The organism is Streptomyces sp. NBC_00568, assembly GCF_026341855.1.
Classification (GTDB): domain Bacteria; phylum Actinomycetota; class Actinomycetes; order Streptomycetales; family Streptomycetaceae; genus Streptomyces.
Genome location: NZ_JAPENW010000001.1, coordinates 4,650,694 through 4,670,393, shown reverse-complemented (window position 1 = coordinate 4,670,393; position 19,700 = coordinate 4,650,694). Strand labels below are relative to the sequence as shown.

Sequence of the window (19,700 nt, the reverse complement as noted above, 5' to 3'; positions counted from 1 at the left end):
CGGTAGGGCCGGCGTGGACGAATCCCCTTGCCGTTCCCTCAGGGCACAACGAGGGCACTACGGCGTCACACGGGGTTCGCCAGCCGCCGACGCCGGCAAACACCGACCTACCTGGCCGGCGACGTGGCTTCACCGCCTCCGCCGACAAAGCCCGAAGGGGCGGCATCCCCGCACAGGGTGCCGCCCCTTCGTTCTGGATGCCGGGGCCGTTGCCGGGTCGGTGAGGGTGAGGTGACCGGCGTGGGCTCCGGGGTCTCTACCGGTGGTCGCTGCCCTTCGAGGTGGAGGCCGCGCGGCCCGCTTCCAGGCGGGCGACCGGGATGCGGAACGGGGAGCAGGAGACGTAGTCGAGTCCCACCTCGTGGAAGAAGTGGACCGACTCGGGGTCGCCGCCGTGCTCGCCGCAGACGCCGAGCTTCAGGTCGGGGCGGGTCTCCCGGCCGGCCTGCACCGCGGACTTCACCAGGGAGCCGACGCCGTCCCTGTCGATCGTCTCGAACGGGCTGACCCCGAAGATGCCCTTCTCCAGGTACGCCGTGAAGAAGGAGGCCTCCACGTCGTCGCGGCTGAAGCCCCAGACCGTCTGGGTGAGGTCGTTGGTGCCGAAGGAGAAGAACTCCGCCGCCTCGGCGATCTGGCCGGCCGTCAGCGCGGCCCGGGGCAGCTCGATCATGGTGCCGATCGCCAGCTTCAGCTGCACGCCGGTGGCCGCCTCGACCTCGGCGATGACCTGGTCGGCCTCGTCGCGGACGATCTCCAGCTCCTGGACCGTGCCGACGAGCGGGATCATGATCTCCGCGCGCGGGTCGCCCTTGGCGTTCTTGCGCTCGGCGACCGCCTCCGCGATGGCCCGCACCTGCATGGTGAACAGACCGGGGATGACCAGGCCGAGGCGTACGCCGCGCAGGCCCAGCATCGGGTTCTGCTCGTGCAGACGGTGCACGGCCTGAAGGAGACGGAGGTCGTTCTCGTTGGAGTCCTTGCGGGACTCGGCGAGCGCGACCCGCACCGACAGCTCGGTGATGTCCGGCAGGAACTCGTGCAGCGGCGGGTCCAGGAGACGGACCGTCACAGGAAGCCCGTCCATCGCCTCGAACAGCTCGACGAAGTCCTGCTTCTGGAGGGGCAGCAGCCCCTTCAGGGACTCCTCGCGCTCCGCGTCGGTGTCCGCGAGGATCAGCCGCTCCACGAGCTCGCGGCGGTCACCGAGGAACATGTGCTCGGTGCGGCACAGGCCGATGCCCTGCGCGCCGAAGCGGCGGGCCCGCAGCGCGTCCTCGGCGTTGTCGGCGTTGGCGCGCACCCGCAGCCGGCGGACCCGGTCGGCGTACGCCATGATCCGGTGCACCGCGGCGACCAGCTCGTCGGCGTCGTCGGCGCCCGCGTGCATGCGGCCCTCGAAGTACTCGACGACCGGGGAGGGGACCACCGGGACCTCGCCGAGGTAGACCTTGCCGGTCGAGCCGTCGATGGAGATCACGTCGCCCTCCTCGACGACGCGCCCGCCGGGCACGGTCATCCGGCGCCGCTTGGTGTCGACCTCGAGCTCCTCGGCGCCGCAGACACAGGTCTTGCCCATGCCGCGCGCCACGACGGCCGCGTGGGAGGTCTTGCCGCCGCGCGAGGTCAGGATGCCCTCCGCCGCGATCATGCCGTCCAGGTCGTCGGGGTTCGTCTCGCGGCGGACCAGGATGACCTTCTCACCGGAACGCGACCACTTCACGGCGGTGTACGAGTCGAAGACCGCCTTGCCCACGGCCGCGCCCGGCGACGCCGCGATGCCCCGGCCGACCTGCTCGACCTTCGCCTCGTCGTCGAAGCGCGGGAACATCAGCTGCGCGAGCTGGGCGCCCGTCACCCGCTGGAGCGCCTCGGCCTCGTCGATCAGGCCCTGGTCCACCAGCTGCGTGGCGATACGGAAGGCCGCGCCCGCCGTGCGCTTGCCGACGCGGGTCTGGAGCATCCACAGCTGGCCGCGCTCGATGGTGAACTCGATGTCGCAGAGATCCTTGTAGTGGTTCTCCAGGGTCTCCATGATCTGCATGAGCTGGTCGTACGACTTCTTGTCGATCGACTCCAGCTCCGCGAGCGGGACCGTGTTGCGGATGCCCGCGACGACGTCCTCGCCCTGGGCGTTCTGGAGGTAGTCGCCGTACACGCCCTGGTGGCCGGAGGCGGGGTCGCGGGTGAAGGCGACGCCGGTGCCGGAGTCGGGGCCGAGGTTGCCGAAGACCATCGAACAGATGTTGACGGCCGTGCCGAGGTCGTGCGGGATGCGCTCCTGGCGGCGGTACAGCTTCGCGCGGTCGGTGTTCCAGGAGTCGAAGACCGCGTGGATGGCGAGGTCCATCTGCTCGCGCGGGTCCTGCGGGAAGTCCCGGCCGGCCTCGGTCTTGACGATCTTCTTGAACTTGGTGACGAGCTTCTTCAGATCGGCCGCTTCGAGGTCCGTGTCGACGGTGACCTTCTTGAGCTCCTTCGCCGCGTCCAGCGCGTCCTCGAAGAGCTCGCCGTCCACCCCGAGGACCGTCTTGCCGAACATCTGGATGAGACGGCGGTAGGAGTCCCACGCGAAACGGTCGTCGCCGGCCTGCTTGGCGAGGCCCTGGACCGACCTGTCGGAGAGCCCGATGTTCAGGACGGTGTCCATCATGCCGGGCATGGAGAACTTCGCCCCGGAACGGACGGACACGAGCAGAGGGTCGTCGGCCTGGCCGAGCTTCTTGCCCATCTTCGCCTCGAGGGCGTCGAGGTGCGCACTCACCTCGTCACGCAGTGCCGCCGGCTCCTCGCCACTGTCGAGGTAGGTCTTGCACGCCTCGGTGGTGATGGTGAAGCCGGGCGGGACGGGAAGGCCCAGGTTGGTCATCTCGGCAAGGTTGGCGCCCTTGCCCCCGAGGAGGTCCTTGAGGTCCCTGTTGCCCTCGGTGAAGTCATAAACGAACTTCACTCCGCCAACGCCGCTTTCGCCGCTCTCAGCTACGTGGGGATCTTTGTTTTCCGACACGAGTCTCGACTCCTCGACGTCGCGGTGGCTGCCCTGACGACGGGGAACATACCCAGATCGAAGGCGTCTGGGTACGTCCACTTGCGCGTCATGCGCCTGTAACCACTCGTCCGCCACCGGATCAAAAGTCAAAGCTTGGCAAGCCATCCGGGGGCGGTGTTTTCACTTCTTGAACGAATCAACGCACGTAGATCGCTCTGGACGCTCAGGTGAGCGGGCTTCGGCACGTCTGAGTTTAATCGATGAACGATCAGAGCGTGGCACTGAGTGCCACCCCTTAGGGAAGTGCAGCCGCCCAAGATCCGCTCATCTGAGCGTACCCCTTATCAAGGGTGGCGAGAATCACGCCACGTGGAGGAGTCAGATTTCATCATGCGGACCACGATCCGGACACGACACACGGATGTCACACACGGATACCCCGCACGGATGACCCCGGGCCGGACGGCCGCGGACGGCGGGCGCCGGAAGGGACGATCTCCGGGCCGGACAGCACCGGGACCGGCGGCCCGCGGGACCCCGGGACCCGGGCCGGACGGCCCCGGACCTCCCGGCCCGGACCGCCGGTGTCCGTCACACGCCGAGGGCCGCCAGGCGTTCCTCGGCCCGCTCCGGCGCGTACAGGTGGTCCACGACCATCGCCCCCGCGCCCACCAGCCCGGCCCGCTCACCGAGCCGGGAGGTCACCACGTCCAGATGAGCGGTGGAGCGGGGCAGCGCCCGCTGGTACAGCAGCTCCCGGACCCCCGTGAGGAAGGGGGTTCCGGCCAGATCCCCGGCGATCATCAGCACGCCCGGGTTGAGCAGCGTCACCACGGTGGCCAGGACGTCCCCGACCTGCCGGCCCGCCTCCCGCGCGAGGGCCATCGCCTCGGGGTGCCCGGCCGCCAGCAGATCCCGCACGTCCGAACCGGACGCGGCCGGGACCCCGGACTCCGCGAGCCGGCGCGCCACCGCGCCGCCACTGGCGACGGCGGCCAGACAGCCGTACGAGCCGCACCGGCACAGCGCGTCGGCGCCCACCCGGATGTGCCCGATGTCGCCGGCCCCGCCGTCGATGCCCCGGTAGACCGTGCCACCGACGACCATGCCCGCGCCGATACCGGTGGAGACCTTGACCAGCGCGAACGCCGAGCAGTCCGGATAGCCGACGCGCTGCTCCCCGTACGCCATGAGGTTGGCGTCGTTGTCGACGAGCACGGGCACGTCGGCGGTGCCGGCGCCGGTGCCCGCGTGTTCGGCGAAGGCGCGGCCCAGCCGGCCCCTTATGTCGTAACCGTCCCAGCCCGGCATGATCGGCGGCTGCACCACGCGGCCGGTGTCGCTGTCGACCGGGCCCGGCACCGCGAGCCCGATGCCGCAGACGGCGTCGGCGCGCTGTCCGGACTTCTCCAGCAGCTCGGCGAACCAGCGTCCGAGCTCGCCGAGGACCGCCTCGGGACCGTCGTCGATCACCAGCGGGCCCCCGTGCTCGGCGAGGATCTCTCCGGTGAGGGTGAGGACGGCGGCCCGGCCGTGCCGGGTGTCGAGGTCGGCGGCGAGGACGACGGCGTGCTCGTCGTCGAACTCCAGGGTGATGGAGGGACGGCCGCCGAGCGGTGAGTCGACGGGGCCGCCGGCCCCCTCGCGGAGCCAGCCCGCGCGGAACAGCCGGTCGAGCCGCTGGCCGACCGTGGCCCGCGACAGACCGGTGGCCCGCTGGAGCGCCCCGCGTGTGGTCGCCCGGCCACTGCGCACCAGTTCGAGCAGTTCTCCGGAGCTTGCCTGGTTGCCGGTCTTCACGGTCCTCCCCGCCCTTTCTGTCATGCGCACCCTCTTGCGTTCCCCAACTCTGCATTACATATTGAGTTTTGCGTGTTAAATAGACGTAACCCTACGGCAGCTACTGCCGAACTGGTCGGTCGGACGTCTTCGGGGAGACCTGAGTGGACAGCACAACCCAGCTCACCGCCCTGCGCACGGGGCTCACCACCCCCGTGCGTACCTCCGGCACTCCTGTACACGCCTCCGGTCCGCCCTCTCCGCCCGGTCCGGGCGAGATCACCCCGACCGGACCACTTGTATACGATCCTGCCGACCCTTCTGGGTCGCTGCACCTCAGGGCATCCCGCGTGCTGAACGGCAACTGGACGGGAACGTCCACGGTGCCCTCGCGCGGTCTGTATCCGCACCAGTGGTCCTGGGACTCGGCGTTCATCGCGATCGGCCTGCGTCATCTGTCCCCGCTGCGGGCGCAGACGGAGCTGGAGACGCTGCTCGGCGCGCAGTGGGCCGACGGGCGTGTCCCGCACATCGTGTTCAACCCCTCCGTCCCGCTCGACGCCTACTTCCCGAGCCCCGACTTCTGGCGCTCCTCGACCGCGGGGCGCGCTGCGGGCGCCCCGCGCACCGTACAGACGTCGGGCATCGTGCAGCCACCGGTGCACGCGCTCGCCGTGTGGCTGGTGCACCGGGCTGACCCGGGGCTGTCCCGGGCCCGCTCCTTCCTCTCCCGGATGTATCCCCGGCTGGCGGCCTGGCACCGCTATCTCCTGCACCGCCGGGACCTGGGCGGCGGGGGCCTCGCCTGTGTGGTGCACCCCTGGGAGCAGGGCATGGACAACAGTCCCTGCTGGGACGCCCCGCTCAGCCGTGTCACCCCGGCACCGGCCCGCTCCTTCCGGCGCGCCGACCTCGACCACGGCTCCCCCGAGGACCGGCCGACGGACCTCGACTACGGGCGGTACGTGCGGCTGGCCACGGACTACCGGGACCGGGGGTACGCCGACGGCGGCGGCGAGTTCGCCGTCGAGGACCCGGCGTTCAACGCTCTGCTGATCGCGTCGGAACACGCGCTGGCCTGCATCGCGCAGGAGCTGGGCGCGGCGGGGACCGCCCGCCACGCGCGCGCCGAGCGGTTGACGGCGGCACTGGTGGAGCGGCTGTGGGATCCGGCGGAGGGCATGTTCTTCTGCCGCGACGAGCGGAGCGACGGGAACGGCGGGCGGGGTGCCCTGATCCCCGAGCGCAGTGTCGCCGGGCTGCTCCCGCTCATCCTCCCCGCGCTGCCCCGCGACATCGCGGCCACGCTCGTACGGACCGCGGGCGGGCCGCACTTCGGACTGGGCGGGGCGACGCGGCTCGCGCCCAGTTACGACCTGACCGGCGAGGCGTTCGATCCGCACCGGTACTGGCGGGGGCCGGCCTGGTTCAACACCAACTGGCTGCTGGAGCGCGGGCTGCGGCTGCACGGGGAGCACGGGCGGGCGGACGGACTGCGGGCCGCCCTGCTGGACACCGCCGGGGAGTCCGGGTTCGCGGAGTACGTGGACCCGTACACCGGCGAGGCCTGCGGAGCGCTCGGTTTCAGCTGGACGGCGGCGCTGACGCTCGACCTGCTGCACGAGCCCTCCGGGGCGGCACCGGTCGTGTCCCCGGCGGGGCACGACGCGTTGATCGACACGGCACACAGCACTGCGGGACAGCGCGTATTCGCGTTCGAGACGGGCGCCAAGGGAGGGGACCGGGGATGACGGACCGGCATCATCTGCTCGTGCACGGTGGGACGTTCGCCGCCGTGGGCGACGGCGGGGACATCAGCGGGGTACGGGGCGGCAGCTCTCCGGACGGGTTATTCGTCCGGGACGCCCGGCATCTCAGCCGCTGGCAGCTGACGGTGGACGGCGCGGTGCCCGAGGCACTCACGCCGGTCGCGGACGGGGACACGGCACGCTGTGTGCTGGTGCCGCGGGGCGGCCGCAACGAACCGCCCGCGTACACGCTGTTCCGCGAACAGGCCGTCGCCGAGGGCGCGTTCGTGGAGGCGCTGCGCGTCACCAGCAACCGTCCGACGACCACCACGGTCCGGATCGCGGTCACCGCGGACGCCGACTTCACGGACCAGTTCGAGCTGCGTTCCGACTACCGCACGTACGCGAAGACGGGCGTCGTGCGCCAGCGCCAGGTCCTCGACGACGGTGTGGAGTTCAGCTATCGGCGCGGGGAGTGGCAGTCCCGTACGACGGTCACCTCCGAGCCCGCGCCGGACGGGGTGGAGGAGACGGGCACGGGCGCGCGTCGCCTCGTATGGACCCTCGACCTCGAACCGCACGGCTCGGCGGAGCTGGCGCTGCGGGTCGCGGCGCGTCCGCACGGCGCTTCGCACGCGCCGCGGGTGCCCGCCTCCCCCGCCGCGGCCAATGAGCGACTCCTCGCCCTGGAGGGCGAGTTCGCGGAGGGCGTGCCCTTCCCGACCGGCTGGCCGGAGCTGGCCGCGGCCTGTGCGCGGGGCCTGTCGGACCTCGCGGTGCTCCAGGTGCCGGCGACGGGCCCGGACGGCGAGGAGCTGCGGGTTCCCGCGGCCGGAGTCCCCTGGTTCCTCACCCTGCTGGGCCGTGACGCGCTGCTCACCTCGCTCTTCGCGCTGCCCTACCGGCCGCAGCTCGCCGCCGCCACGCTGCCCGCGCTGGCCGCCACCCAGGCGGTCGAGGTGGGAGCGGACACGGTCGCCCAGCCCGGCAAGATCGTGCACGAGGTGCGGCACGGCGAGCTGGCGCACTTCGGGCAGGTGCCGTACGGGCGTTACTACGGTTCGGTGGACGCGACGCCGCTGTTCCTGGTGCTGCTCGGCGCGTACACCGAGCGGACCGGTGATGTGGCGCTGGCCCTCCGGCTGGAGCCCAACGCCCGTGCGGCGATCGGCTGGATGCTGGACCACGGCGGGCTGACCTCGCGCGGCTATCTCGTGTACCGCGCGGACGGCGGCGGCCTCGCCAACCAGAACTGGAAGGACTCCCCCGGCGCCATCTGTTCGGCCGACGGCAGCCGCCCGACCGGACCGGTGATGGCGGCGGGCGCCCAGGGATACGCGTACGACGCGCTGCGCCGCACCGCGCTGCTGGCCCGCACGGTCTGGGGCGACGAGGTCTACGCGGCGCTCCTGGAACAGGCCGCCGCCGACCTCCGTGACCGGTTCCAGCGGGACTTCTGGATGAGTGAACACTCCTTCCCCGCGCTGGCGTTGGACGGCGACGGCCGCCACGTGGACGCGCTCGCCTCGGACGCGGGTCATCTGCTGTGGTCGGGCCTGCTGGACAAGGAGTACGGCGAGCTGGTGGGCCGCCGGCTCCTCGAACCGGACTTCTTCTCCGGCTGGGGCGTGCGCACGCTCGCCTCCGGCCAGCCCGCCTACCATCCGCTGTCGTATCACCGGGGTTCGGTCTGGCCCCACGACAACGCCCTCATCACGCTGGGGCTGGCGCGGTACGGCCTGCACGACGAGGCCCGTACGGTGGCGCACGCGCTCGTGGACGCCGCGACGGCCGCCGGCCACCGTCTCCCCGAGGTTCTCGCGGGCTACGGACGCGACACGCATGCCGAGCCGGTGCCCTACCCGCACGCCTGTGTGAGGGAGTCGAGGTCGGCGGCGGCCCCCCTGGCCCTGCTCACGGCGGTGGGTGGCGCCTGACGGGTCCTGGTCCGGTGCGCGCGCGGGGCGGCGCGCGCACCTCGCGTCCGGCGGCTCAGCCGCCGGACGTGTCCAGTTCCGCGTCCTCGGACACGCCCGCGCAGTCGTAGGGGTCCTTCAGCCAGCCGTCCGGCAGGACGACCCTGTTGTTGCCGGAGGTACGGCCGCGGGGTCCGTCGGCGCCCGACGGCCACGGCTGGTCGAGGTCCAGCTCGGCCAGTCCGTCGGAGAGTTCGGCGAGCGACGAGGTGACGGCGAGGCGCTTGCGCATCTCCGAGCCGACCGCGAAGCCCTTGAGGTACCAGGCGACGTGCTTGCGGAAGTCGATGACACCGCGCGCCTCGTCGCCGATCCACTCGCCGAGGAGCGTGGCGTGGCGGACCATGACCGCGGCGACCTCGCGCAGCGCCGGCCGCGCGTAGGCGTCGGCGCGGCCCTCGAAGGCGGCCACCAGGTCGCCGAACAGCCACGGCCGGCCGAGGCAGCCGCGCCCGACCACGACCCCGTCGCACCCGGTCTCGCGCACCATCCGCAGCGCGTCGTCCGCCGACCAGATGTCGCCGTTGCCGAGGACGGGGATCTCCGGCACGTGTTCCTTCAGGCGGGCGATGGCGTCCCAGTCCGCGGTGCCGCCGTAGTGCTGGGCCGCGGTACGGCCGTGCAGCGCGATCGCCGTCACGCCCTCCTCGACCGCGATCCGCCCGGCGTCGAGGAAGGTGATGTGGTCGTCGTCGATGCCCTTGCGCATCTTCATGGTGACGGGCAGGTCCCCGGCGCCACTGACCGCCTCGCGCAGGATCGCGCGCAGCAGGTGGCGCTTGTACGGGAGGGCGGAGCCGCCGCCCTTGCGGGTGACCTTGGGGACCGGGCAGCCGAAGTTCAGGTCGATGTGGTCGGCGAGGTCCTCCTCCGCGATCATGCGGACGGCCTTGCCGACGGTCGCGGGGTCGACGCCGTACAGCTGGATCGAGCGCGGCTTCTCGGTCGCGTCGAAGTGGATCAGCTGCATGGTCTTCTCGTTGCGCTCGACCAGCGCCCGCGTGGTGATCATCTCGCTGACGAACAGGCCCTTGCCGCCCGTGAACTCGCGGCACAGCGTGCGGAACGGCGCGTTCGTGATCCCGGCCATGGGGGCCAGGACGACGGGCGGCTGCACCTGGTGGGGACCGATCGACAGCGGGGGGTTCACGGTGGACGTGGGCGTGGGCATTCCCCCATTGTGGCGCACGGCGCCGGGTGCTCGCGCGAAAGATCGTGTAGCAGTCATTAGTTAGACACACTATCGACAGCGGCGTACATTGAGGGAATGCCTGAGCTCAGCCACCGGCACCGGATGCTGGTGCTCGCGATCTGCTGCATGAGTCTGCTGATCGTGAGCCTCGACGTCACGGTCCTGAACGTCGCCCTGCCCTCGATGCAGCGGGAACTGCACACGGACGTCGCGGGCATGCAGTGGGCCATCGACGCGTACACCCTGGTGCTGGCCTCCCTGCTGATGCTCGCGGGCTCCACCGCCGACCGCATCGGCCGGCGCAAGGTCTTCATGGCGGGCCTGGTCCTCTTCACCATCGGCTCGGTGCTCTGCTCCCTCGCCCCGAACCTCGACGCGCTCATCGTCTTCCGGATGGTCCAGGCCGTCGGCGGCTCGATGCTGAACCCGGTGGCGATGTCGATCATCACCAACACCTTCACGGACCCCCGCGAACGCGCCCGAGCGATCGGCGTGTGGGGCGCCGTGGTCGGCATATCCATGGCCGCCGGACCTCTGGTGGGCGGCCTGCTCGTCGAGACGGTCGGCTGGCGGTCGATCTTCTGGATCAACCTCCCCATCGGCCTCGCCGCGCTCCTGCTGACCCTGCGCTTCGTCCCCGAGTCCCGCGCCCCCAAGGCCCGCCGCCCCGACCCGGTCGGCCAGCTCCTCGTCATCGTGCTGCTCGGCTCGCTGACGTACGCCATCATCGAGGCGCCCACCTCCGGCGCCCTGTGGACCACCGGCTTCGGCGTGGTCGCCCTGGCCGCGCTGCTCGGCCTCCTGTGGTACGAGCCCCGGCGCGACGAACCCCTCATCGACCTGCGCTTCTTCCGCTCGGCGCCGTTCAGCGGGGCCACCGTCATCGCGGTGAGCGCGTTCGCCGCGCTCAGCGGCTTCCTGTTCCTGTCGACGCTGTACCTGCAGAACGTGCGCGGCCTCGACGCCCTGCACGCGGGCCTGTGGATGCTGCCCATGGCCGCCCTGTGCTTCGTCTGCGCGCCCATCTCGGGACGCCTGGTCGGCAGCCGCGGCCCGCGCCCGTCGCTGCTGATCGCCGGTGTCGCGATGACCGTGAGCGGGGTGCTGTTCGCCGCGTTCGAGGGGGAGACGTCGAACGTCACGCTCGTCATCGGTTACGTCTTCTTCGGCCTCGGCTTCGGTTTCGTGAACGCCCCCATCACCAACACCGCCGTCTCCGGCATGCCCCGCTCCCAGGCGGGCGTCGCCGCCGCCGTCGCCTCGACCAGCCGCCAGATCGGCGGCACCCTCGGCGTCGCCGTCATCGGAGCGGCCCTCGCCTCCGGCATTCACGCCTCCGCCTACCGGGACACCTTCGTCGCGGCGGCCCGCCCCGGCTGGTGGGTCATCACCGCCTGCGGTCTCGCCGTCCTCGTCCTCGGCGCCCTCACCAGCGGGCGCTGGGCCCGCGCGACGGCCGAGCGCACGGCCCGCCTGCTGGAGTCCCCGGAGATACGGGAGACGGTGGACGTACGGGCCGAGGACCGCTCCGCCGTCTGACCGCGCCGACGCCTCACCAGGTCCGCCGTCCGGCCGTACGTCGCCTCACCGCGCGACGGCACGGACCGCACCCGCCGGGGTCGGCGTCGGCGTCGGTGTCGGCGTCGGCGTCGGCGTCGGCGTCGGCGTCGGCGTCGGCGTCGGCGTCGGCGTCACCCGAATCAGGCCGCCCCCGCCGCCTCCGCCCGGGACGCCGTTCCGGCCTCGGCTGGGGCCTCGGCCCCGGCCAACGCCTCCGCCTCCGCCTCCGCCTCCAGCGCGATCGCGTGCAGCTTCTCCAGCCGTTCGCGGCTCTCCTCGTCGGAGGGCGCGTACGTCACCATGCGGGCACCGAGATCGGGCGCGAGCCACAGGTCGGTGTGATCCACGGTGACGAGACCGACGTACGGGTTCACGAACTTCTTGGTCTTGCCGCGGGTGCCGACCACCTCGTACCGGTCCCAGATCTCGCGGAACTCGGCCGACTCGGACCGCAGCCGCTTCAGCAGCATCTTCCAGGCGGGTTCCCCGAGGTGCCCGGCCATCGAGACGCGCAGCCGCGCGGCCATCAGACGCATGGTCTCGTCCAGGAGGACGATCGACCGGCGCCACTCCGCGTTGGTGTAGGCGAGGATCATGCAGTTGCGGTCGGCGGGCGGGATCGTGTCGAGGTCGCCCATCATCAGACGCGCGTACGTGCGGTTGTACGCCAGGATGTCGTACCGGCTGTTCTGGATGCAGGCCGGAACCGGCTCCAGCTGCGTCAGGATCTGGCGCAGCGCCGGGGTGATGACCTCGCACTGGGCGGCGGGCGAGGGGTCGACGGCTCCGGCCAGCTGGAAGAGGTGCGCCCGCTCGCTGGAGTCGAGTTGCAGGGTGCGCGCCAGGGCGTCGAGTACCTGCTCGGAGACCTGGATGTCGCGCGCTTGCTCGAGCCAGGTGTACCAGGTGACCCCGACCGCGGAGAGCTGGGCGACCTCCTCGCGGCGCAGGCCCGGTGTGCGCCGACGGCGGCCGCGGGGCAGCTGGACCTGCTCGGGCGTGATGCGCTCGCGCCGGCTGCGCAGGAAGGTGGCCAGCTCGTGCCGCCGGATCTCGCTGCCTCGGGGCCCCGCGGGGCCCGACGTCCTCGAGGGGCCGGGCGCACTGCCGGCCGCGTCCGCGGGCGGCCGGCCGGAAGCCGCCGGGGACGGAGCCGACCGCGCCGGAGCCGGGGCCGCCGTGTCCGGGACGGATCGCGTCCCGCCCGGGGTGGGCCGTGCCGGGTCCGGGCCGGTGGTCGTGTCCCGCACCATGGTCGTCATGCCTCCAGCCTGCCGCTCACCGCAGCCTGTTGCCAGGTAGTGCTTGTACCAGGATAAGAAGACTCTGGTACCCGTCTGAGTCCGGGAGAAGTCTGGAGGACGTGACCGAAACCGGAACTCTCACCACCGCAGTCCGCGCCCCCACCGCGCCACCCGCACTGGGCGGCCTCGGACTGTTCACCGTGCTGCTGGGCGCGGCACTGCCCCTGATCGACTTCTTCATCGTCAACGTAGCCCTTCCGACCATCGGGCATGACCTGAACGCGAGTGAGGCCGTCCTCGAGCTGGTCGTCGCCGGATACGGGGTCGCGTACGCCGTCCTGCTCGTCCTCGGCGGACGGCTCGGCGACCTGTTCGGCCGGCGCCGGCTCTTCCTCGGCGGCATGGCGGCCTTCGGCCTGACCTCGCTCGCCTGCGGCCTCGCGCCCACCGCGTGGACGCTGGTGGCGGCGCGCGTCGCCCAGGGCGCGGCGTCCGCGGCGATGCTGCCGCAGGTCCTCGCCACCATCCAGTCGGCGACCTCCGGGCCCCGCCGCGCGAAGGCGATGGGCCTGTACGGCGCCACGGCCGGCCTGTCCATGGTGGCCGGGCAGATCCTCGGCGGCGTCCTGGTCGCGGCCGACATCGCGGGCACCGGCTGGCGCTCGGTGTTCCTCGTGAACGTGCCCGTCGTCGTCCTCGGTCTGGTCCTGGCCGCCCGCGCCGTCCCCGAGACCCGCTCGCAGCACCCGGAGCCGATCGACGCCCCCGGCACCGTCCTGCTCGCGGTCGCCCTGCTGGCCCTGCTCGCCCCGCTCACCGAGGGCCGGGCGGCGGGCTGGCCGCTGTGGACCTGGGTGTCCCTCGCCCTGTTCCCGCTCGCGGCCGCCGCCTTCTACCTCGTCGAACGCCGCGCGGACCGGGGCGGCCGGACCCCCCTGGTACCGCCGAGCCTGCTCGAGCTGACCTCGCTGCGCCGGGGTCTGATCATGATCGTGCCGTTCTCGATCGGCTTCAGCGGCTTCATGTTCGTGATCGCGGTGGCTCTGCAGCGCGGCGCGGGCCTCGGTCCCGTCGCCGCGGGGATGGCCCTCGCGCCCATGGCGGTCGTCTTCTTCGTCACGTCCTTGTGCGGCCCCCGGCTGATCGCCCGCTACGGCACCCGGGTCGTCACCGCCGGCGGGCTGATCCAGGCGGTGGGCGTGGCGCTCATCGCGCTGGCCGCCTGGCGGTCCTGGCCGGACCTCGGGGTGAGGGAGCTGCTGCCCGGCGCGGCGGTCGCCGGCGCGGGTCAGGCGCTCCAGCTGCCCGTCCTCATCCGGATCGTCCTCTCCGAGGTGCCGGCCGCCCGGGCCGGCGTCGGCAGCGGCGTGATGGCCACCACCCAGCAGGCGGCCCTCGCCGTCGGGGTGGCCACCCTCGGCACCCTGTTCCTGTCCCTCGTCCCGGCCCACGGCATGCGCGACGCCCTGGTGACGACGCTCCTGGTCCAGCTGGTGGGCGTGGCCCTGACCACGGCACTGAGCCTGCGGCTGCCGCGCACGATCAGCTGAAGGGCCCGTCCCGACCGGCCGGCCGACCGCGCGAACCGGCAGCCGGCCGACCTCGCGGCCACCGGCATATGCACCGGCCATGAGCCCCAACTTCCCTCTTTTCAGGGGCTGTTGACACCGGTGATGCGCCATGTCGTACTGAGTCGCACTGAAGTCGAACGGAACGCGCCCGGCGGTGGCCCGGCGCGTTCCGTCCGGCCGAACCGCGATCCGAGGAGGCCCCGTGACCGAGGTCAAGATCCGCGCGCTGGACCAGAGCGAGACCGGGGACGACAGCGGCTCCGGACACTGAGCTATCCCACGCCCGCCGACGTCACCCGCACCGCCGAAGCACTGGCCGACCGGCATCCCGGCCTGTGCCGGCTCAGCACGATCGGCCACTCCCGACGCGGCGTCCCGCTGCGGATGCTGAGCGTCGGAAACGGGTCGCGGCACGCCCTCGTGGTCGCGGGCGCGCACCCCAACGAGTACGTCGGCGGGGGCACCCTCCTCGCGCTGGCCCACCGGGCACTGGCCGGCGAACGGCCCGGCACGGTATGGCACCTGATGCTGTGCCTCGATCCGGACGGAGCCCGCCTCAACGACGGCGGACACCACGCGGACACCCTCTTCGGCCACTACCGCCGCTTCTTCCGTCCCACGGCCGACGAACAGCCCGAATGGGCACCCGCCCTCCCCCGCCCCCGGTTCCTGCCGGAGAGCCGCGCCCTGCTCGACGTCATCCGCCGGCTGCGGCCCTTCATCCAGATCTCGCTGCACGGCACGGACATCGGCGGCACCTTCGCCCAGGTCACCCGAGAGGTACCCGGCCTCGACCGGACCCTCGCCGCCTCCGCCGAACGGCTCGGCATCCCGGTCGAAAGGGCCCCGCTGGACGCCCTGCACTGGCCCACGAGCGCCCCCGGCGTCTTCGTCCTGCCACCGCCCGGAGCGCCCGAACGCCCCACCGCCTTCCCGGAGAACGCCCACCGCTCCACCTGGCTCGCCCCGCACGCCCACGGCGGCGTCACCGCGGTGGTGGAAGTGCCGGTCTGGGCCGCCGCCGGGTTCGCCGACCTCACTCCCCACCCCGCCCCCGAACAACGGCTGCAGCACTGGGCGGAACGCCTGCGGGACTACGCCCACACCGTCCGCGGCCACTACGAACGGGCACGCCCGCACCTTCCCCCGCCCGGCCCCGGCACCGGCTTCAGCATGCACCGGGCCGTGGCCGAAACGCTGCGCGTATGCGGCCCGCTGGCCGACAGCTGGGACCCCGCGCACCCGTCCTTCACGCCGCTGCCCGATCTCACCCGCGCCCGCACGGCCAGCATCGAGGGCTTCGCCCGGCGAACCCCGCTCCGGGCCGCGGCCATGCTGCTGCGCCTCCTGGAGGAATACGCGCCGACCCCGGCGACCGCGCCCCAACGCGCCGAGCTGGAAGCCCTCGTCGCGCGCTGGTGCGCCGCCTACTCGGCGAGTTTCACGGCGACCTGGGTTCCGGTGGACCGGCAGATAGAACACCAGGTCAACGTCACCACCGCCGCCGTCGAGGCCGCCGAAGGACACCTCGCCGCCTCCTGAGAGCGACCGCGCCCTCACCGAACTCGGCGCCGAAGAACCCCCGTTGATCTTCACCATGCTGCACACTCCTTGCTGCGCAGACGAAGCGGGAGAACCAGGAGGCGTGATGCTGCAGATCAACACGAGCAAAGTAAGCCGCTGGGACCAGCACGGCCGCGAACACACCGTCCGCGTACAACGAGCGGGCGTGCAGCGCACCATCAGATGCGACACCTGCGGCTGGCGCAAAAGCGCCCAGTTCCTCCCCTGGTTGAAGGCGGAGGAGCACCTGGCCGAGGAACACCAGGCGACGGTCGACCCCAAAGAGGCCTGAGGGCGGTCGCCCGGATCACCCGGTGGACCCGGGCGCGCCGGGCCTGGGGTTCGAGGTCCGGGGTCCGGGTTGGGTCCGGGGTCCGGGTTGGGGTCCGCGGTCCGGAAATTCAGTCGCCTGCCCCGGCTCCACGGGCGGAGACTGAGGGCCCACAGCAGCGGACGGAAGAGCGGGCCCGGCACTGACGTACCACCGAGACACCTTGCCCTTCCCCGAGAACCTCGTACCTCCCGTCTCCTTCGAGACCGTGTGGAACTGGGGGAATCTCGACCCGGCCCGCCACCCCTTCACCTGGGACGAGGACGAGGAAGCGCGCCTTCGCGCACTGGTCCGCCCATGGGTGCCGCCCGTACTCTCCGGCCCGGCGGGTTGGTGGCAGGGCGAGTCCTGGTGCGAGCAACAGGTGGACGCGATCATCCGTGAGCGCTACGGCAGTTGGGCCTTGGGCTGGAGGTGGGGCTACCAGTACGGCGGAGTCCTCGGCGGCTGGGACCACGCGTCCACCTCGGTCACGACTCCCGACGAGACCGCGGCCCGCGCGGCGGCCGCGCTGCTCCAGTGGCGGGGGGTGCTGGAATGGCTGGCCCGGCGCTTCGCGGAACTGGCGCCGCCACCCGGCGCCTCCCCCGAGGACCGCAGCTGGCACCTGGAGCGGGCCTGCGTCCGGCTCGTGCTGCTCGCGCTGGACTCGGGCGTGCAGGGTGCGCTGCCCGGGCAGGCCGGACGGCTCCTGATCTGGTTCCTCACCAGCACCGGCATGAGCCCGGACGACGCCGACCAGGTGGTGGAGGCGGCGATCGGCGGCCGGTTCGAGAGCTGGGTCACTCCCGCGCGGACCCTGATCGATTCGGTCGCCGAGGACTTCGCCGTCGCCCTCACCGGCCACGCCCCCTACCAGGACCACCGTGAGCGGGCAGCCCTGGAGGAGCTCCATGACCGCCGCTGACATCCTCACGACCCGGCTGCGCGTGCGCCGCGAACTCGGGTGGACCCCGCGCCACGGGCCGCCGGTGAACCGCGGGCGGCCGCCCGCCACCGGCGCCACTTTGGTCCAGACCTATTGACGAAAGGTCTGGACCGCGCGACTGTCATGCCTACGACACCTCACCGCACCCCCACCGGGAGGCCTCGCATGATCCGTCGGAAGCTGCGCCTGCTCGCCGTCGCCCTGGCGGCAGCCGTCCTCACCCCCCTGTCGATCGCTGGCGCCCCCAGCGCCTCCGCGGCGGACACCTGCGCCGTGAAGTCCCGCCCCGCCGGAAAGGTTCTCCAGGGATACTGGGAGAACTGGGACGGCTCGTCCAACGGGGTGCACCCGCCCTTCGGGTGGACGCCGATCACCGACTCCCGTATCGCCGCGCACGGCTACAACGTGATCAACGCGGCGTTCCCCGTCATCCGCTCGGACGGCACCGCGCTGTGGCAGGACGGGATGGACACCGGCGTGAAGGTCGCGACGCCCGCCGAGATGTGCGCGGCCAAGGCGTCGGGGCAGACGATCCTGCTGTCCATCGGCGGAGCGGCCGCCGGGATCGACCTGAGTTCGTCCGCGGTCGCCGACCGTTTCGTGGCGACGATCGTGCCCATCCTGAAGAAGTACAACTTCGACGGGATCGACATCGACATCGAGACGGGGCTCGTCGGCAGCGGGAACATCGGTCAGCTCTCCGCCTCCCAGGCCAACCTGATCCGCATCATCGACGGAGTGCTGGCGCAGATGCCGGCCGGCTTCGGCCTGACCATGGCGCCGGAGACGGCGTACGTCACCGGTGGCAGCATCACCTACGGCTCGATCTGGGGCGCCTACCTGCCGATCGTCAAGAAGTACGCGGACAACGGGCGTCTGTGGTGGCTGAACATGCAGTACTACAACGGGAGCATGTACGGCTGCTCCGGTGACTCGTACTCCGCGGGCACGGTGCAGGGCTTCACCGCCCAGACGGACTGCCTGAACAAGGGGCTCGTGGTGCAGGGGACCACCATCAGGGTTCCCTACGACAAGCAGGTGCCGGGGCTGCCCGCGCAGTCCGGTGCCGGTGGTGGCTACATGTCACCGGGTCTCGTCTCCCAGGCCTGGCGCCACTACGGCACCGGCCTCAAGGGCCTGATGACCTGGTCCATCAACTGGGACGGCTCGAAGAACTGGACCTTCGGCGACAACGTGAAGGCCCTGCAGGGCCGTTGAGGCCGGCCCGGCCGACGGGCCGGGAGGAGGCGCCGCCACGGGTGCCACCCACGCCGCACCGGTGCCGCCCGGCAGCCGGTGCCATCGATGCCCGGACACCCCATGGTCCGGGACGACGCGAAGCCCCCGGTTCCCTGCTCGGGAACCGGGGGCTTCGTGAGCGGCGGGTGATCAGCAGCCGATGAGGCGGCTGGCCAGGTAGCCCTCGATCTGGTCGAGCGAGACACGCTCCTGCTTCATCGAGTCGCGCTCGCGCACCGTGACGGCGTTGTCGTCGAGGGTGTCGAAGTCGACGGTGACGCAGAACGGGGTGCCGATCTCGTCCTGGCGACGGTAGCGGCGGCCGATGGCGCCGGCGTCGTCGAACTCGATGTTCCAGTGCTGGCGCAGCGCGGTGGCGAGACCCTTGGCCTTGGGCGAGAGCTCCGGGTTGCGCGACAGGGGCAGCACGGCGACCTTGACGGGCGCGAGGCGCGGGTCGAGGCGCAGCACGGTGCGCTTCTCCATCTTGCCCTTGGCGTTCGGGGCCTCGTCCTCGACGTAGGCGTCCAGGAGGAAGGCGAGCATGGCGCGGCCGACACCGGCGGCGGGCTCGATGACGTACGGGGTCCAGCGCTCTCCGGCTTCCTGGTCGAAGTAGGAGAGGTCCTGGCCGGAGGCCTTGGAGTGCGCGCCGAGGTCGAAGTCGGTGCGGTTGGCGACGCCCTCCAGCTCACCCCACTCGTTGCCGCCGAACTGGAAGCGGTACTCGATGTCGGCGGTGCGCTTGGAGTAGTGGGAGAGCTTCTCCTTGGCGTGCTCGTACCAGCGCATGTTGTCTTCGCTGAGGCCGAGACCGGTGTACCAGTTCCAGCGCTCCTGCATCCAGTACTCCTGCCACTTCTCGTCCTCGCCCGGCTTGACGAAGAACTCCATCTCCATCTGCTCGAACTCGCGGGTGCGGAAGATGAAGTTGCCGGGCGTGATCTCGTTGCGGAAGGACTTGCCCATCTGCGCGATGCCGAAGGGCGGCTTGCGGCGCGAGGTGGTCTGCACCTGGGCGAAGTTGGTGAAGATGCCCTGGGCGGTCTCGGGGCGCAGGTAGGCGACGGAGCCGCTGTCCTGGGTGGGGCCGAGGTGGGTGCTGAGCAGGCCGGAGAACTGCTTGGGCTCGGTGAACATGCCCTTGTTGCCGCAGTTCGGGCAGTTGACGTCCGAGAGGCCGTTCTCGGGGAGGCGGTGGTGCTTCGCCTCGTAGGCCTCCTCCAGGTGGTCGGCGCGGTAGCGCTTGTGACAGGAGGTGCACTCGGTGAGGGGGTCGGTGAAGGTGGCGACGTGGCCGGAGGCGACCCAGGTCTCGGTGGCCAGGATCACCGACGAGTCGATACCGACGACGTCCTCACGGGAGGTGACCATGTAACGCCACCACTGGCGCTTGATGTTCTCCTTGAGCTCGACGCCGAGCGGGCCGTAGTCCCAGGCGGCACGCTGTCCGCCGTAGATCTCACTACTGGGGAAAACGAAGCCACGGCGCTTGCTCAGGCTGACGATGGTCTCGATCTTGTCGGCGGCCACGGTGCTCTCTTCATTACGAACGGACGGCAGCGAATGCTTCAGGTTAC

The 19,700-nt window shown here is 71.6% G+C and carries 14 protein-coding genes; 9 read left to right on the top strand and 5 right to left on the bottom strand.

Annotated elements, in window-relative coordinates:
* Window positions 1-256: 256 nt before the first annotated feature.
* Together ppdK and OOK38_RS20270 are read right to left on the bottom strand one after the other, a co-directional pair.
* Window positions 257-3,007 carry a pyruvate, phosphate dikinase gene (ppdK, locus tag OOK38_RS20275; protein WP_266758504.1) on the bottom strand — a complete coding sequence of 917 codons (2,751 nt, stop codon included), beginning with the start codon at window positions 3,005-3,007 and terminating at the stop codon, window positions 257-259.
* A 573-nt stretch (window positions 3,008-3,580) separates the two neighbouring features.
* A complete protein-coding gene (locus OOK38_RS20270; protein ID WP_266758506.1) occupies window positions 3,581-4,813 on the bottom strand; it encodes an ROK family transcriptional regulator in 1,233 nt (410 codons plus the stop codon).
* A gap of 284 nt (window positions 4,814-5,097) precedes the next feature.
* Between OOK38_RS20270 and OOK38_RS20265 the strand changes: the two genes are divergently transcribed.
* Both OOK38_RS20265 and OOK38_RS20260 read left to right on the top strand, forming a co-directional pair.
* Entirely contained in the window at window positions 5,098-6,519 is a 1,422-nt protein-coding gene (locus OOK38_RS20265) for a hypothetical protein (RefSeq protein WP_266765678.1), read from the top strand.
* A complete protein-coding gene (locus OOK38_RS20260; RefSeq protein WP_266758508.1) occupies window positions 6,516-8,453 on the top strand; it encodes a glycogen debranching N-terminal domain-containing protein in 1,938 nt (645 codons plus the stop codon). Before OOK38_RS20265 ends, OOK38_RS20260 begins: the two co-directional genes overlap by 4 nt.
* Before the next feature lie 55 nt (window positions 8,454-8,508).
* Here OOK38_RS20260 and dusB read toward each other — a convergent pair whose 3' ends face one another.
* Window positions 8,509-9,663 carry a tRNA dihydrouridine synthase DusB gene (gene dusB, locus OOK38_RS20255; RefSeq protein ID WP_266758510.1) on the bottom strand — a complete coding sequence of 385 codons (1,155 nt, stop codon included), beginning with the start codon at window positions 9,661-9,663 and terminating at the stop codon, window positions 8,509-8,511.
* Window positions 9,664-9,759: 96 nt separating this feature from the next.
* On the opposite strand from dusB, the gene OOK38_RS20250 reads away from it, so the two are divergent.
* Entirely contained in the window at window positions 9,760-11,223 is a 1,464-nt protein-coding gene (locus OOK38_RS20250) for an MFS transporter (protein WP_266758512.1), read from the top strand.
* 161 nt (window positions 11,224-11,384) lie between these two features.
* Here OOK38_RS20250 and OOK38_RS20245 read toward each other — a convergent pair whose 3' ends face one another.
* Window positions 11,385-12,506, bottom strand: coding sequence for a helix-turn-helix transcriptional regulator (locus OOK38_RS20245; protein ID WP_266758513.1), 1,122 nt, complete (start codon window positions 12,504-12,506; stop codon window positions 11,385-11,387).
* Window positions 12,507-12,607: 101 nt separating this feature from the next.
* On the opposite strand from OOK38_RS20245, the gene OOK38_RS20240 reads away from it, so the two are divergent.
* From OOK38_RS20240 to OOK38_RS20215, 6 genes are all read left to right on the top strand, one after another.
* Window positions 12,608-14,038, top strand: coding sequence for an MFS transporter (locus tag OOK38_RS20240; protein ID WP_266758515.1), 1,431 nt, complete (start codon window positions 12,608-12,610; stop codon window positions 14,036-14,038).
* A gap of 288 nt (window positions 14,039-14,326) precedes the next feature.
* The gene (locus tag OOK38_RS20235) at window positions 14,327-15,601 is read left to right on the top strand and encodes a M14 family zinc carboxypeptidase (RefSeq protein WP_266765679.1); all 1,275 of its coding nucleotides are present in this window, start codon (window positions 14,327-14,329) and stop codon (window positions 15,599-15,601) included.
* Between the two features lie 106 nt (window positions 15,602-15,707).
* Complete coding sequence (locus tag OOK38_RS20230; protein ID WP_266758517.1) at window positions 15,708-15,914, top strand: hypothetical protein; 207 nt, start codon at window positions 15,708-15,710, stop codon at window positions 15,912-15,914.
* Window positions 15,915-16,116: 202 nt separating this feature from the next.
* Window positions 16,117-16,860 (top strand): hypothetical protein, encoded by a 744-nt coding sequence (locus tag OOK38_RS20225; protein WP_266758519.1) that lies wholly within the window; start codon window positions 16,117-16,119, stop codon window positions 16,858-16,860.
* Window positions 16,847-16,978 carry a hypothetical protein gene (locus OOK38_RS20220; protein WP_266758521.1) on the top strand — a complete coding sequence of 44 codons (132 nt, stop codon included), beginning with the start codon at window positions 16,847-16,849 and terminating at the stop codon, window positions 16,976-16,978. The genes OOK38_RS20225 and OOK38_RS20220 overlap by 14 nt, the downstream gene beginning before the upstream one ends.
* A gap of 68 nt (window positions 16,979-17,046) precedes the next feature.
* A complete protein-coding gene (locus tag OOK38_RS20215) occupies window positions 17,047-18,099 on the top strand; it encodes a chitinase (RefSeq protein WP_266758523.1) in 1,053 nt (350 codons plus the stop codon).
* Between the two features lie 171 nt (window positions 18,100-18,270).
* Here the strand turns inward: OOK38_RS20215 and OOK38_RS20210 are convergent, their stop codons facing one another.
* Window positions 18,271-19,653 (bottom strand): glycine--tRNA ligase, encoded by a 1,383-nt coding sequence (locus tag OOK38_RS20210; protein WP_266758525.1) that lies wholly within the window; start codon window positions 19,651-19,653, stop codon window positions 18,271-18,273.
* Window positions 19,654-19,700 lie beyond the last annotated feature (47 nt).

Excerpts from the sequence above, each read along its gene's own strand:
- OOK38_RS20270 (WP_266758506.1), bottom strand. The coding sequence starts at position 4,813 with ATGACAGAAAGGGCGGGGAGGACCGTGAAGACCGGCAACCAGGCAAGC.
- OOK38_RS20260 (WP_266758508.1), top strand. The coding sequence starts at position 6,516 with ATGACGGACCGGCATCATCTGCTCGTGCACGGTGGGACGTTCGCCGCC.
- dusB (WP_266758510.1), bottom strand. The coding sequence starts at position 9,663 with ATGCCCACGCCCACGTCCACCGTGAACCCCCCGCTGTCGATCGGTCCC.
- OOK38_RS20250 (WP_266758512.1), top strand. The coding sequence starts at position 9,760 with ATGCCTGAGCTCAGCCACCGGCACCGGATGCTGGTGCTCGCGATCTGC.
- OOK38_RS20245 (WP_266758513.1), bottom strand. The coding sequence starts at position 12,506 with ATGACGACCATGGTGCGGGACACGACCACCGGCCCGGACCCGGCACGG.
- OOK38_RS20230 (WP_266758517.1), top strand. The coding sequence starts at position 15,708 with ATGCTGCAGATCAACACGAGCAAAGTAAGCCGCTGGGACCAGCACGGC.
- OOK38_RS20220 (WP_266758521.1), top strand. The coding sequence starts at position 16,847 with ATGACCGCCGCTGACATCCTCACGACCCGGCTGCGCGTGCGCCGCGAA.
- OOK38_RS20215 (WP_266758523.1), top strand. The coding sequence starts at position 17,047 with ATGATCCGTCGGAAGCTGCGCCTGCTCGCCGTCGCCCTGGCGGCAGCC.